A 13,665-nucleotide genomic window follows, 5' to 3' on the forward strand; every position below is an offset into this window, starting at 1 on the left:
GAGTGCGGCGCCCCGCCGCGGAAACGGACATCACGCGTGGCCCTACGTCTCTCCACCCTGTTCCTGCGCACGCTCCGCGAAGACCCCGTCGACGCGGAGGTGGCCAGCCACAAGCTGCTGGTCCGCGCCGGCTACATCCGGCGGGCCGCGCCGGGGATCTACACGTGGCTGCCGCTGGGCCTGCGCGTGCTCGCCAAGGTGGAGCGCATCGTCCGCGAGGAGATGGACGCCATCGGCGCCCAGGAGGTCCACTTCCCCGCGCTGCTTCCGCGCGAGCCCTACGAGGCCACGAACCGGTGGACCGAGTACGGCGAGGGGCTCTTCCGGCTCAAGGACCGCAAGGAGGCCGACTACCTGCTGGCCCCCACGCACGAGGAGATGTTCACGCTCCTGGTCAAGGACCTGTACGGCTCCTACAAGGACCTGCCCGCGTACCTGTACCAGATCCAGAACAAGTACCGGGACGAGGCCCGGCCGCGCGCCGGACTGCTGCGCGGGCGCGAGTTCATCATGAAGGACTCCTATTCCTTCGACATCGACGACGAGGGGCTCGAGCGCGCCTACCAGGCCCACCGGGCCGCCTACCTGCGGATCTTCGAGCGGCTCGGCCTGGAGGTCGTGCCCGTGTTCGCGCAGGCCGGCGCCATGGGCGGGTCCAAGTCCGAGGAGTTCCTGCACCCGACCGAGGTCGGGGAGGACACGTTCGTGCGCAGCCCCGGCGGGTACGCGGCCAACGTCGAGGCCGTCACGACGGTCGCGCCCGGGCCGGCCGACTACGCGGACGCGCCCACGTTCGAGGTCCTCGACACGCCCGACACGCCGACGATCGACACGCTCGTCGAGGCGTCGAACCGGATCGCGCCCCGCGGCGACCGGCCCTGGGCGGCCGCCGACACGCTGAAGAACGTCGTGCTCGCCGCGCTGCTGCCCACGGGCGAGCGGCGCGTCGTCGTCGTCGCGGTCCCGGGGGACCGCGCCGTCGACACCAAGCGCATCGAGGCCGGGATCGGCGCCCACCTGGGCATCGGCGGCGAGGTCGCCGTCGAGGCCGCGACCGACGAGGACCTTAAGCGCCACCCGGGGCTCGTCAAGGGCTACATCGGCCCCGGCCTCGGCCCGGACCGCCGGGTCCTGGGCGAGGAGGGCTCCACCGGGATCCCGTTCCTCGTCGACCCGCGGATCGCCGTGGGCACGGCGTGGGTCACCGGCGCCAACGAGCCCGGCAAGCACGTCTACGGCCTCGTCGCCGGGCGGGACTTCACCTGGGACGGCACCATCGAGGCCGCCGAGGTCCGTGCGGGCGACCCCGCCCCGGACGGCTCCGGGCCGCTGGAGACCGCCCGCGGCATCGAGATGGGACACATCTTCCAGCTCGGCCGCAAGTACGCCGAGGCGCTCGAGCTGAAGGTCCTGGACCAGAACGGCAAGCTCGTCACCGTCACCATGGGCTCCTACGGGATCGGCGTCACCCGCGCCGTCGCCGCGCTGGCCGAGTCGAACCACGACGGCCGGGGCCTGGTGTGGCCGCGGGCCGTCGCCCCCGCCGACGTGCACGTCGTGGCCACGGGCAAGGGCGAGGAGCTCTTCGCCGCGGCCGCCCGCCTCGTCGACCAGCTGGAGGCCGAGGGCCTGGAGGTGGTCTACGACGACCGTCCGAAGGTCTCCGCGGGCGTCAAGTTCTCCGACGCCGAACTGCTCGGCGTGCCCACGATCCTGGTCGTCGGCCGCGGACTGGCCGACGGCGTCGTCGAGGTCAAGGACCGCGCCACCGGCGAGGCCTCCAACGTCGCGGTCGACGCGGCCGCGGACCACGTCGCCGCCCTGGTCCGCGGCTAGCCGTGGAGGGGCTGGACGGTTCCGGGCTGGAGGGGCTCGGGCCCGGAACCGTCCTGCTCGTGCTCCTGGCCGGCTTCGCCGCCGGCTGGGTCGACGCCGTCGTCGGCGGCGGGGGGCTCATCCAGCTGCCGGCCCTGCTGCTCGTGCCCGGCATCGGGCCGGTCCAGGCGCTGGCGACCAACAAGCTGGGCTCGGTGTTCGGCACGGCCACCAGCGCCGCCACCTACTACCGCCGCGCGCACCCCGACCTGCGCACCGCCCTGCCCATGGCGGGGATCGCCCTGGCCGGGTCCTTCGGCGGGGCCATCGTCGCCACGGCGCTGCCGGCGTCGGTGTTCAAGCCGATCATCGTCGCGGCCCTGGTCGCGGTCGCCGTCTTCACCGCCCGGCGCCCCACCGTGGGCGAACTGACGGCCCTGCGGCACCGGGGCCGGCGCCACCACGCCGCCGCGGGGGCCATCGGTGCGGCCATCGGGTTCTACGACGGGCTGATCGGCCCCGGCACGGGCTCGTTCCTGGTCATCGCCATGGTGGTGTTCCTCGGGTACAGCTTCCTGGCCTCCAGCGCCAAGGCGAAGATCGTCAACATGGCCACCAACCTCGGCGCGCTCGCGTTCTTCCTGCCGAGCGGGCACGTGCTCTGGGGCCTGGGGCTGCTGCTCGGCGCGGCCAACATGCTCGGCGGCTACCTGGGCGCCCGGATGGCCGTCAGCCGGGGCAGCAAGTTCATCCGCGTCGTGTTCCTGGCCGTCGTCGCCGTCCTCATCGTCCGGCTCGGCTACGACGTGGTCCAGGAGAACGTCCTGGCCTAGCGGCCGCGCGGCGGGCCGGCCGCGGGTCAGCGGGTCAGCGGGGGAATGTGGCCCGTGTCGGCCTCCGAGGCGGCCGCGGCCGCGAGGGCCTCGGCGGCGAGCGTCTTCCGGGCCGGGGCGGGCGCCCACGCGGCCGCGTCCCGGAGCGCGGCGGCCAGCTGCCCCGACGACGAGCGGGCGGCAGAGGCCCAGTCGCCGCCGGCCCGGGCGGGCGGGGCGTACGCGGGGCGGCGCACCGCGGCGCAGCCCGGCTCCAACAGGCCGGACAGGCGGCGGCCGAGCAGTTCCAGCCCCGCCGCGTCGGCCCGCAGCGCCGTGGACCCGGTCGCGGCGCGGTCGGCCGCCACCCGGTGCGCGTAGGCGGCGCGGTAGGCGGCGTCGGCGGCGGTGTGCAGCGCCGCGGCCGCGCGGGTCCCGGCGGCCGGGTCCGCGCCGGTGCCCGGCGCCGACGATCGGCCGGCGGAGGCCGGCGCCGAGGCCGTGGACTCCCCGTCGACCGGGCAGGCGACCGCGACGCCGCCGAGGGAGGCCCACCCGGGGCCGACGACCGACGACAGCGCCGGTTGTGCGGCGCCGTCGGCCGCGGCGAGGCGCCGGGCGGCCAGGTGTTGTTCCAGGGCGATTCCGAGCAGGGTGCGGGCGCGTTCGCCGCCCGTGGCCAGGGCCTCCGCCGCGTGGCGGTCCGCCGAGCGCGCCAGTGCCGCGGCCAGGTGCCCGGCCTCGGGCCGCTCCGCCCGCCCCGAGGCCGACGGCGTGGGCGCCGCCGAACCGTCGCCCGGCGACGCGGTGCCCGACGACGGCGTGGGCGCGGCGGAGGCCGTGCCGGACGGCGGCGTCCCGCCGGGCCGTCCGGCCCGTGCGCCCGCGGTCCCGTCCGGCGCGCCGCCGAGGAGCTGCGTGTGGCGTTCGAGCAGGCCGGCCGCGGCGGCCGCGGCCCGGGCCACGCGGGTGTCGTTCGCCACGCCGGCGCCGTCCGCCCCGGTCCCGGCGAGGGCCCGGGCGGCGTCGAGGAGCCCGGCCGCGGACTGGGCCGCGGTGGGCACCGCGGACTGGGCCGGGCGGCTCGCCGGACGCGGCTGGGGGCTCAACAGCAGCGCGAGGACGGCGCCGAGCACCACGAGGACCGCCGCGCGCCGGAGCCAGGAGAGCGCGCGGCGCCAGGGGTTGCGGGGGAGTGGGGAGCGGCCGGGCACGCTGGACATCATCCCACGCGCGCCCGGCGGGCCCGCCGCGCCCCGCGCCGACCGGCTGGGAAAAGTCGTTACCCTAGGGTGCACAACATCATCACGTGTGGGAGGAAAGCATGTCCGGCCAGCCGGAAGACCACCAGGGCGAGGCCCAACGACTCAGGGAACACCTGGCACCGACCGTCGCCTCCCACGGGCTCCACCTCGAGGAGGTCGAGCTCCACCAGCACGGCGGCCACAGGACCGTGCACGTGGTCGTCGACCTCGCGGAGGGCACCGCGGGCGTCGACCTGGACACGATCGCAGAGGTGTCCCACTCCGTCTCCGAGGCGATGGACCGGGACCGGGCCTTCGGCGCCGACCCGTACGACCTCGAGGTGTCGTCCTTCGGGGTGGGCCGCCCGCTGACGGAGCCCCGCCACTGGCGGCGCAACGTCGGGCGGCTCGTCAAGGTCAACGTGCGCGCCGGGGAGAACATCGCCGGCCGCCTGGTCGAGGCCGGCGAGGAGGGCATCGTCGTCGTCCCCGACCTGCCCGTGAAGAAGGGCATGAAGCCCAAGCAGGGAGAGCCGGTCGCGGTGGCGTACGACGCCATCCGCAAGGGGACGGTCGACGTCGACCCGAACCGGCCCGACGCGGGGGAGCCCCGCGCCCTGGACATCGACGGCGAAGCAGAGGAGGCCTGAGTTGGACATCGACATGAGCGCGCTGCGCCTGCTGGAACGGGAGCGGGAGATCCCGCTGGACCGGCTGATCCCCACCATCGAGCAGGCCCTGCTCATCGCCTACCACCGGACCCCCGGGGCGATCCAGCGGGCCCGCGCCGAACTGGACCGCAAGACCGGCCACGTGACGATCTGGGCCACCGAGCTGGACGACGACGGGACCGCCCTCGGCGAGTTCGACGACACGCCGTCCGGATTCGGGCGCATCGCCGCCAGCACGGCCCGCCAGGTCATCCTCCAGCGCCTGCGCGACGTCGAGGACGAAAGCATCCTCGGCCAGTTCCGCGGCAAGGAGGGCGAGCTGGTCTCGGGCATGATCCAGCAGGGCACGCACGCCCACATGATCCAGGTCGACCTCGGCGAGATCGAGGCCGTCCTGCCGCCGCCCGAGCAGGTGCCCGGCGAGGCCTACACGCACGGCACCCGGATCCGCGCCTATGTCACCAGCGTGCACAAGGGCCCCAAGGGCCCGTCCATCACGCTGTCCCGCTCGCATCCGAACCTCGTGCGCAAGCTCTTCGAGATGGAGGTGCCGGAGATCGCCGACGGCAGCGTCGACATCGTCTCCCTGGCCCGGGAGGCCGGGCACCGGACCAAGATCGCCGTCCGTGCCCGGGCCGCCGGGATCAACGCCAAGGGCGCGTGCATCGGCGAGATGGGCTCGCGCGTCCGCGCCGTCATGAACGAGCTCAACGACGAGAAGATCGACATCGTCGACCACAGCGACGACCCGGCCGCGTTCATCGGCAACGCCTTGTCCCCGGCCAAGGTCCTCTCCGTGGCCATCCTCGACGAGCAGGCGCGCCAGGCCCGGGCGGTCGTCCCCGACGACAAGCTCTCGCTCGCGATCGGCAAGGAGGGCCAGAACGCCCGCCTGGCCGCCAAGCTGACCGGCTGGCGCATCGACATCGTCCCGGAGTCGCGCGAAACGCGGTAGACTGGTCTGCGGTCCGTGCCCGGGCCGGCAAGTGGTGGGAGTGGTTGCGAGATGAGTGCCGAGAAGCACCGGCCGCAACGCACCTGCATCGGTTGCCGCGCCACAGCCGGCCCGGACCAGCTGCTGCGGTGGGTCGCGGCAGAGCGCGACGGCGGAACCGCCGTCGTCGCCGATCCGGCCCGCCGCGCGTCCGGCCGGGGTGCGTGGTTGCACCCCACGCCGGCGTGTGCGGCCCTCGCCGTGAAGCGGCGGGCGTTTCCCCGGGCCCTGCGGGCCCAGGTCGACGCCGCCTCCGTTCGCGACGCCCTGGCCGCACAGGGGCTCCTTCCCGCCGGAGAGGGCCCCGTGAACACCGTCCAACCTGAAAGCGGGTCAGAAACCTGATGGAAACCCGATGAGTGCCAAGCGATGAGCGCCTAGCTATGTACCCACAGTTAAGCGCCACGATCGGCCTGACGCCCGGCGGCGCAGGCCGGCCTAGCAACCAAAAGCAGGTCCGGACCCGACACGTGTGATGCCGGGGCGCGGGCCTAGACAGGAGAAATGTGGCTAAGGTCCGCGTACACGAGCTCGCCAAGGAGCTCGGCATCACGTCGAAGGAAGCAGTGACGAAGCTGCAGGAGATGGGCGAGTTCGTCCGCTCCGCCTCTTCGACCATCGAGGCCCCCGTGGTGCGGAAGCTCCGGGACGCCTTCCCGGCCGCCGGCGGCGGCCAGAAGCAGGCCCCCCGGGCCCCCCAGGGCGCCCCCCGTCCCGGCGCCGCCGCGCCGAAGCCCGGTGCGGCCGCCCCGAAGCCGGGCACCGCCGCGCCCAAGCCGGCGGCCGAGGCCCCCAAGCCCGCCGCCGACGCGCCCCAGGCCCCCGCGGCACCCGCCGCCGGTGCGCCGAAGCCGGGCGGTCCCGCCCCGAAGCCGGCCCCCAAGGCCGAGACCCCGGCGCGCCCGGAGGCCCCGCGCCCCGGCGCCAAGCCGTCCGGCCCGCGCCCGGGCAACAACCCGTTCTCGACCCAGCAGGGCATGCGCGGCGAAGAGCGTCCGGGCGGACCCCGTCCGTCCGCTCCGCGCCCGCCGCGCCCCGGGGCCCCGCGCCCGGGCAACAACCCGTTCGCGTCCCAGCAGGGCATGCGCTCCGGCGCGCCCCGTCCGGGCGGCCAGGGCGGAGGCCCGCGTCCCGGCGGTCCCCGCCCGGGCGCCCCGCGCCCCGGGGGCCAGGGTGGCGCGCCGCGTCCCGGCGCCCCCCGTCCGGGTGCGGGCGCGCCCGGCGCCGGTGCCGGCCGTCCCGGTGCCGGCCGCCCCTCGCCGGGCATGATGCCGAGCCGCATCGAGCGCCCGGCGCCGCAGACCGGCGGCCGTCCCGGCGGCGGAGGCCGCGGGCCCGGACGCCCCGGCGGCGGACCCGGCGGTCCGGCCGGCGGCGGCTTCGGCAAGGGCGGCCGCGGCCGCGGCGGCACGCAGGGCGCCTTCGGCAAGGGCGGCCCGAGCCGCGGCAAGCAGCGCAAGTCGAAGCGCGCGAAGCGCCAGGAACTGGAGCAGATGGGCGCTCCGTCGATCGGCGGCGTGAATGTGCCGCGCGGCGACGGGGAGACCGTGGTGCGCCTGCGCCGCGGCGCCTCGCTGACGGACTTCGCGGAGAAGATCAACGCGAACCCGGCCTCGCTGGTGACCGTGCTGTTCCACCTCGGCGAGATGGCCACGGCGACGCAGTCCCTCGACGAGGGCACCTTCCAGGTCCTCGGCGAGGAGCTCGGATACAAGGTGCAGATCGTCTCGCCGGAGGACGAGGAGCGCGAGCTGCTCGAGTCCTTCGACATCGACCTCGATGCCGAGGACGAGGCCGAGACCGACGAGATGCTCGAGGCGCGTCCCCCGGTGGTCACGGTCATGGGCCACGTCGACCACGGTAAGACCCGCCTGCTCGACGCGATCCGCAAGACGAACGTGATCGAGGGCGAGGCCGGCGGCATCACCCAGCACATCGGCGCGTACCAGATCGCCACCACGCACGAGGGCGACGACCGCGACATCACGTTCATCGACACCCCGGGCCACGAGGCGTTCACCGCCATGCGTGCCCGTGGCGCGAAGGTCACGGACATCGCCGTGCTCGTGGTCGCCGCGGACGACGGGGTCATGCCGCAGACGGTCGAGGCGCTCAACCACGCCCAGGCCGCGGACGTCCCGATCGTGGTCGCCGTGAACAAGATCGACAAGGAGGGCGCGAACCCGGACAAGGTCAAGGGCCAGCTCACCGAGTACGGTCTGGTGCCGGAGGAATACGGCGGCGAGACGATGTTCATCCACGTCTCCGCGCTGCAGAACACCGGCATCGATGACCTGCTCGAGGCGATCCTGCTCACCGCGGACGCCGCGCTGGACCTGCGCGCCAACCCGGACAAGGACGCCCGCGGCGTGGCCATCGAGGCGAACCTGGACAAGGGCCGCGGCGCCGTCGCGACCGTCCTGGTCCAGTCCGGCACGCTGGCGGTCGGCGACACCATCGTCGCCGGCACCGCGCACGGCCGCGTCCGCGCCATGTTCAACGAGAACGGCGAGGCCCTGGACGTGGCCCTGCCGTCCCGCCCGGTGCAGGTCCTGGGCCTGTCCTCGGTCCCGCGGGCCGGCGACTCGTTCCTGGCCACCACGGACGAGCGGACCGCGCGCCAGATCGCGGAGAAGCGCGAGGCCGCCGAGCGCAACGCCATGCTGGCCAAGCGCCGCAAGCGGATCACGCTCGAGGACTTCGACAAGGCCGTGGCCGAGGGCAAGATCGACACCCTGAACCTGATCCTCAAGGGCGACGTCTCCGGTGCCGTCGAGGCGCTCGAGGACTCGCTGCTGAAGATCGACGTGGGCGAGGGCGTGCAGCTGCGCGTCATCCACCGCGGCGTGGGTGCGATCACGCAGAACGACGTCAACCTCGCCACCGTGGACAACGCCATCATCATCGGCTTCAACGTCCGCCCGGCCGAGCGCGTCACCGACCTGGCCGACCGCGAGGGCGTGGACATGCGCTTCTACTCGGTCATCTACGCGGCGATCGACGACATCGAGAACGCGCTCAAGGGCATGCTCAAGCCGGAGTACGAGGAGGTCCAGCTCGGCACGGCGGAGGTCCGCGAGGTCTTCCGCTCGTCCAAGTGGGGCAACATCGCGGGCTCGATCATCCGGTCCGGCACCATCCGGCGCAACAGCAAGGCGCGCCTGGTCCGCGACGGCAACGTCGTGGCGGACAACCTCTCCATCGAGTCGCTGCGCCGGTTCAAGGACGACGCCACCGAGGTCCGCGAGGGCTTCGAGTGCGGCATCGGCCTCGGGTCGTTCAACGACATCAAGGAAGAGGACATCATCGAGACGTTCGAGATGCGCGAGAAGCCGCGCGTCTAGCGTCCCGAACCGACGACGGCGGGTCCCGCCCCTCCCGGGCGGGTCCCGCCGTCGTCGTCCGCACTGGTACTTTTTCCCCAACAGCACCCCAAGGAGGGATCACCGTGGCCGATCCGGCACGCGCGGCCAGGCTCGCGCAACGCATCAAGGTCGTCGTCGCCCAGTCGCTCGGCAAGGTCGTCAAGGACCCGCGCATCGAGTCGATCACCATCACCGATGCCCGCGTGACCAACGACCTGCAGCACGCCACCGTCTACTACACGGTCTACGGCGACGACACGGCCAAGGCCGAGGCCGCCGCCGCCCTGGAGAAGGCGCGCGGGATGCTGCGCCGCGAGGTCGGCCGCAACCTGACCATCCGGCTCACCCCGTCCCTGGAGTTCGTCTCCGACGAGATCCCGGTCAACGCGTCCCACCTCGAGGAGCTGCTCCGGGAGGCCAAGGCGCGCGACGCCGAGGTCGCCGAGCTCGCCAGCAAGGCCAGCCACGCCGGCGAGGCCGACCCGTACCGGCGTCCCGACGAGGACGAGGACGCCGACGAGGCCTAGCCGGCAGCGAGACAACCCGCCGCGCGCGGGGCGGCCCGGTACTCCGGGCGCCCGCGCGCGGCGGGTTTTCCCTGTCCGGGGCGGCCCGTGCGGGCACCCCGCTTCCGGCGCCTATACTGGAGGGCGTGAAAAACCACCCCGAGGACCGCGCGCACCCCACCGGCTCGGGACTGGTCATCGTCGACAAGCCGTCCGGCTGGACGAGCCACGACGTCGTCGGCCGCATCCGCCGCCTGGCCGGGACCCGCAAGGTCGGCCACGCCGGCACCCTGGACCCGATGGCCACGGGCGTCCTGGTCGTCGGCGTCAACAAGGCCACCCGCCTGCTGACCCACATCGTGGGCAGCGACAAGACGTACACCACCACCATCCGGCTCGGCGAGCGGACGGTCACCGACGACGCCGAGGGCGAGGTGACCGAGCGGCGCATCGCCGCCGCCGTCGGCCGCAAGGACATCGACGCGGCCGTCGCCGAGCTCACCGGGGACATCCAACAGGTCCCCTCCGCCGTCAGCGCCATCAAGGTCGGCGGAGAGCGCTCCTACGCCCGCGTGCGCAAGGGCGAGGACGTCGACCTGCCGGCCCGACCGGTCACCGTGCGGCGCTTCGAGATCCACGACGTCCGGCGGGGACGCGGCGGGCGCACCATCGACCTGGACGCGACCGTCGAGTGCACCTCCGGCACGTACATCCGGGCGCTCGCCCGGGACCTCGGGGAGGCGCTCGGCGTCGGCGGGCACCTCGTGGCGCTGCGCCGCACCGCCGTCGGCCCGTACCCGATCTCCGCCGCCGCGACGCTCGACCAGCTCGCGGAGGACTTCCGCCTGCTGCCGATCGAGGAGGCGGCCCGGGTGCTGTTCCCCCACCGCGAGCTCTCCGCCGAGGAGACCACCGAGCTCTCGTTCGGGCGGCGCATCGCCGCCACGGGGACCGGGGGGACGACGGCGGCGTTCGCTCCCGACGGGACGCTCGTGGCCCTGCTGGCCGACCGCGGCAGCCACGCCCGCCCCGAGATCGTCTTCGCCACCGCCTAGCGCCCCGCTGGCGCCAGCCGCGGCCGCGCGCCGCAGAAAGGGGCACCGCCCACCGTGATTGTCGACGGGTTCTTCGTCGCCGGGGCCGCCATCTGCGCCCTGGCGGCCCTGCTGGGCGTCATCGCCACCATCCTCCGCGACCACCCGGACGACCTGGCCATCCTGGGCACCGCCGCGACGTGGCTGTTCCTGGTCGTCTACGGGATCGCGGCCGCCGTCCGCCAAGCCGGCGGCGAGGCCGTCGCGGGGGAGGCGTGGGAGTTCTGGGGCTACGAGGCCACGGCCCTCATCGTGCCCGTCATCGCCTTCGCATGGGCCGTCACCGACAAGACCCGGTGGTCCAACACGGTCCTGGCCGCCTCGGCCGCGACCGTCTTCGTGATGCTCTACCGCATGGAACAGATCTGGGACGGAGCCCCCGCATGAGCACCCCGCACCACGCCCGCACCGATGCCCGCGCAGGCGACCGCCCGGGCGCGGGGGACCGCCGCTCCGGCCTCGGGCGCATCATCATCGCGGTCTACGGGGTCTTCGCGCTCTCGTCCGCCGCCCGGGCCGGCTACCAGATCGCCACGAAGTTCGCCGAGGCGCCGCTGGCCTACTCCCTGTCGGCCCTGGCCGCCGCCGTCTACATCCTGGCCACGCTGGCACTGGCCTCGCGCCGGCCCGGGAGCTGGCGCCTGTCCCTGGCCGCCGTGCTCGTGGAACTCGCCGGCGTGCTCGTCGTCGGGGCGCTCAGCTATGCGCTGCCGGCCCTGTTCTCCCATCCGGCCGTGTGGTCGCACTTCGGCTCCGGATACGGCTACGTCCCGCTGGCGCTGCCCGTCATCGGCCTCTGGTGGCTGCTGCGCCACCGCCCGCGCGGCGCGGCCTGACCGGAGACCCCGCCGCGGCGTCCATAATGGAGACCGGGCGCCCGCCCTCCCGACTGCGAAGGAGCACCGTGCACTACTGGAAAGGCCTCGAGGCGGTCCCCGCCGACCATGGCCCCTCCGTCGTCACCCTGGGGAACTTCGACGGCGTCCACCGGGGCCACCGCGCGGTCCTGGAGCGCCTCGTGGCCGAGGCCCGGCGCCGCAGCGCCACCGCCGTCGCCATCAGCTTCGACCCCCACCCCGCCCAGGTGCACCGCCCCGAGCAGTCCCCGCCGATGATCATGGGCGTCGAGGACCGCGTGGAGACCATTGCGGAGACCGGCATCGACGCGCTGCTGATGGTCCAGTACACGCTCGACTTCGCCGAGGCCAGCGCCGAGGAGTTCGTCCGGACGGTGTTCGTCGAGCGGCTCGGCGCCGTGGCCGTCGTCATCGGCCACGACGTGCGCTTCGGCCGCGGCAACCACGGCGACTTCGCCACCATGGTCGAGCTGGGCGCCAAGTACGGGTTCGAGGTGGTGGGCATCGAGGACATCGGCGAGGAACGCCGCTGGTCCTCCACGTGGATCCGGGAGTGCCTCGAGAACGGCGACGTGCACCTGGCCGCGGAGATCCTGGGCCGGCCCCACCGCATGCGCGGCGAGGTGGTCCACGGGGCGGCGCGGGGCCGCGAGCTCGGCTTCCCGACGGCGAACCTGTCCACGACGGCCACCGGGATCGTGCCCGCGGACGGCGTCTACGCCGGCTGGCTGGTCGACGAGGCCGGCGTCGAGTGGCCCGCCGCGATCTCCGTCGGCTCCAACCCGACGTTCGAGGGCGTCTCGCGGCAGGTCGAGGCGCACGTGATCGACCGGCCCGACGAGGGCGTCGAGGAGTTCGACCTCTACGGCCAGCAGGTCCACGTCGAGTTCGTCGCCCGGCTGCGGCCCATGGTCGCGTACCGGGGCGTCGAGGCGCTCGTGGAGCAGATGCGCGACGACGTCGCCCGCACGCGCGAGGTGCTGGCGGGCGACCGCGCCCGTGGCTGACGCCCGCCGCGGCCCGGCCAGCCGGCCCGCGGCCCGCACGCCCAACCTGCCGGGCCGCTCCCGGGGACTGGACGCGTCCGCCCGCGCCCGCCTCGGCGGCGCGTACGCGGCCGGCGCGGAGCACTACGACGCCGTGCGCCCCGGCTACCCGGCGGCCGCCGTCGACTTCATGCTCCCGCCCGGGGCCCGCGACGCGGCCGACGTCGGCGCCGGCACCGGGATCCTCACGGCCGCCGTGGCGGGCCGCGGCGTGGCCGTCACCGCCGTCGACCCCTCCACGGACATGCTGGGCGCCCTGCGGCGCCGCCTCCCCGGCGTCCCGGCCGTGGAGGCGACGGCGGAGGACACCGGCCTGCCCGACGCCGCCTTCGACGTCGTCCTCTGCGCCCAGGCGTGGCACTGGGTCGAACCGCAGGCCGCCTCCGCCGAGGCCGCCCGGATCCTGAGGCCCGGCGGGCGGCTGGCGCTGGTGTGGAACCAGCTCGACGTCACCGTTCCGTGGGTGCACCGGCTGGCCCGCATCATGCACGCCGGCGACGTCCACCGCCCGGAGTTCGCCCCCGCGCTCGGCCCCGCGTTCGGCGCGCCCGAGCCGCTGCACCTCCGCTGGGAGCACCCCGCGACCCCGGAGGCGATCCTGGACCTGGCGCGCAGCCGCAGCTACTACCTGCGCGCGGGGGAGGAGACCAGGGAGCGGGTCGAGACGAACCTGCGCTGGTACCTGCACGAGCACCTCGGCCACGCGGCGGGGGCGCCGGTCGCCCTGCCGTACGCCACGCACGCGTGGCGCGCCCCGCTCCGGGCGGACAGGCCCTGATGCTAGACTGGTCAACGGTGCCCGCTGCAGTCCGCGGTGGAGGGCACCGGGGCCGCGTCCGCGGCCCCGAACGTGTTCGCGGTACAACTCGAGGAGTTCCAGTGGCACTTGACGCCGCCATCAAGCAGGACATCATCAAGGAGTACGCCACCCACGAGGGCGACACCGGGTCCCCGGAAGTGCAGATCGCTGTGCTGACCCGTCGCATCACGGACCTGACGGAGCACTTGAAGATGCACAAGCACGACCACCACACCCGCCGCGGCCTGATGGCCCTGGTCGGCCGGCGCCGTCGCATGCTTGGCTACCTGAAGGACACCGACATCGAACGCTACCGCTCGCTCATCGAGCGCCTCGGCCTGCGTCGATAGCCGGAACGGGGGCGGGTCCCCGGCCACGCGCCGGGGGCCCGCCCCCTCCCACAGGACGGACCGCTCCGTCCCGACAACCGAATAGACACCACCCACCGGGCCGCCCGCATCA

14 protein-coding genes are annotated in these 13,665 nt (G+C 74.4%); 13 read left to right on the forward strand and 1 reads right to left on the reverse strand.

Going from position 1 to position 13,665, the window contains the following annotated elements:
* The first annotated feature begins 36 nt into the window (after positions 1 to 36).
* Complete coding sequence (locus AC1Q5D_RS08600) at positions 37 to 1,836, forward strand: proline--tRNA ligase (RefSeq protein ID WP_481738170.1); 1,800 nt, start codon at positions 37 to 39, stop codon at positions 1,834 to 1,836.
* 2 nt (positions 1,837 to 1,838) lie between these two features.
* Entirely contained in the window at positions 1,839 to 2,648 is an 810-nt protein-coding gene (locus AC1Q5D_RS08605) for a sulfite exporter TauE/SafE family protein (protein WP_481738171.1), read from the forward strand.
* A gap of 26 nt (positions 2,649 to 2,674) precedes the next feature.
* Here AC1Q5D_RS08605 and AC1Q5D_RS08610 read toward each other — a convergent pair whose 3' ends face one another.
* Positions 2,675 to 3,841 (reverse strand): hypothetical protein, encoded by a 1,167-nt coding sequence (locus AC1Q5D_RS08610; RefSeq protein WP_481738172.1) that lies wholly within the window; start codon positions 3,839 to 3,841, stop codon positions 2,675 to 2,677.
* A gap of 110 nt (positions 3,842 to 3,951) precedes the next feature.
* Between AC1Q5D_RS08610 and AC1Q5D_RS08615 the strand changes: the two genes are divergently transcribed.
* The 11 genes from AC1Q5D_RS08615 to rpsO all read left to right on the forward strand — a co-directional run bounded on the left by AC1Q5D_RS08615 (position 3,952) and on the right by rpsO (position 13,553).
* Positions 3,952 to 4,521: a ribosome maturation factor RimP gene (locus AC1Q5D_RS08615; protein WP_481738173.1), complete on the forward strand. Its 570-nt coding sequence runs from the start codon at positions 3,952 to 3,954 to the stop codon at positions 4,519 to 4,521.
* Position 4,522: 1 nt separating this feature from the next.
* Entirely contained in the window at positions 4,523 to 5,497 is a 975-nt protein-coding gene (nusA, locus tag AC1Q5D_RS08620) for a transcription termination factor NusA (protein ID WP_481738174.1), read from the forward strand.
* A gap of 51 nt (positions 5,498 to 5,548) precedes the next feature.
* On the forward strand, positions 5,549 to 5,881 hold the full coding sequence (locus tag AC1Q5D_RS08625) for a YlxR family protein (protein WP_481738175.1): 333 nt from the start codon (positions 5,549 to 5,551) through the stop codon (positions 5,879 to 5,881).
* 161 nt (positions 5,882 to 6,042) lie between these two features.
* Positions 6,043 to 8,880 carry a translation initiation factor IF-2 gene (gene infB, locus AC1Q5D_RS08630; protein ID WP_481738176.1) on the forward strand — a complete coding sequence of 946 codons (2,838 nt, stop codon included), beginning with the start codon at positions 6,043 to 6,045 and terminating at the stop codon, positions 8,878 to 8,880.
* Between the two features lie 104 nt (positions 8,881 to 8,984).
* A complete protein-coding gene (gene rbfA, locus AC1Q5D_RS08635) occupies positions 8,985 to 9,428 on the forward strand; it encodes a 30S ribosome-binding factor RbfA (protein WP_481738177.1) in 444 nt (147 codons plus the stop codon).
* Between the two features lie 125 nt (positions 9,429 to 9,553).
* Positions 9,554 to 10,462, forward strand: coding sequence for a tRNA pseudouridine(55) synthase TruB (gene truB, locus AC1Q5D_RS08640; RefSeq protein ID WP_481738178.1), 909 nt, complete (start codon positions 9,554 to 9,556; stop codon positions 10,460 to 10,462).
* A 54-nt stretch (positions 10,463 to 10,516) separates the two neighbouring features.
* Positions 10,517 to 10,888 carry a hypothetical protein gene (locus AC1Q5D_RS08645; RefSeq protein ID WP_481738179.1) on the forward strand — a complete coding sequence of 124 codons (372 nt, stop codon included), beginning with the start codon at positions 10,517 to 10,519 and terminating at the stop codon, positions 10,886 to 10,888.
* Positions 10,885 to 11,337 carry a hypothetical protein gene (locus tag AC1Q5D_RS08650; RefSeq protein WP_481738180.1) on the forward strand — a complete coding sequence of 151 codons (453 nt, stop codon included), beginning with the start codon at positions 10,885 to 10,887 and terminating at the stop codon, positions 11,335 to 11,337. Before AC1Q5D_RS08645 ends, AC1Q5D_RS08650 begins: the two co-directional genes overlap by 4 nt.
* Before the next feature lie 68 nt (positions 11,338 to 11,405).
* Entirely contained in the window at positions 11,406 to 12,365 is a 960-nt protein-coding gene (locus AC1Q5D_RS08655; RefSeq protein WP_481738181.1) for a bifunctional riboflavin kinase/FAD synthetase, read from the forward strand.
* Positions 12,358 to 13,182, forward strand: coding sequence for a class I SAM-dependent methyltransferase (locus AC1Q5D_RS08660; protein WP_481738182.1), 825 nt, complete (start codon positions 12,358 to 12,360; stop codon positions 13,180 to 13,182). Before AC1Q5D_RS08655 ends, AC1Q5D_RS08660 begins: the two co-directional genes overlap by 8 nt.
* A 101-nt stretch (positions 13,183 to 13,283) precedes the next feature.
* Positions 13,284 to 13,553: a 30S ribosomal protein S15 gene (rpsO, locus tag AC1Q5D_RS08665; protein WP_481738183.1), complete on the forward strand. Its 270-nt coding sequence runs from the start codon at positions 13,284 to 13,286 to the stop codon at positions 13,551 to 13,553.
* Positions 13,554 to 13,665: the final 112 nt, after the last annotated feature.

The sequence above is a fragment of the Arthrobacter paludis genome (assembly GCF_056782315.1).

Coding starts and splice junctions, on each gene's coding strand:
- AC1Q5D_RS08615 (WP_481738173.1), top strand. CDS start 3,952: ATGTCCGGCCAGCCGGAAGACCACCAGGGCGAGGCCCAACGACTCAGG.
- AC1Q5D_RS08625 (WP_481738175.1), top strand. CDS start 5,549: ATGAGTGCCGAGAAGCACCGGCCGCAACGCACCTGCATCGGTTGCCGC.
- AC1Q5D_RS08650 (WP_481738180.1), top strand. CDS start 10,885: ATGAGCACCCCGCACCACGCCCGCACCGATGCCCGCGCAGGCGACCGC.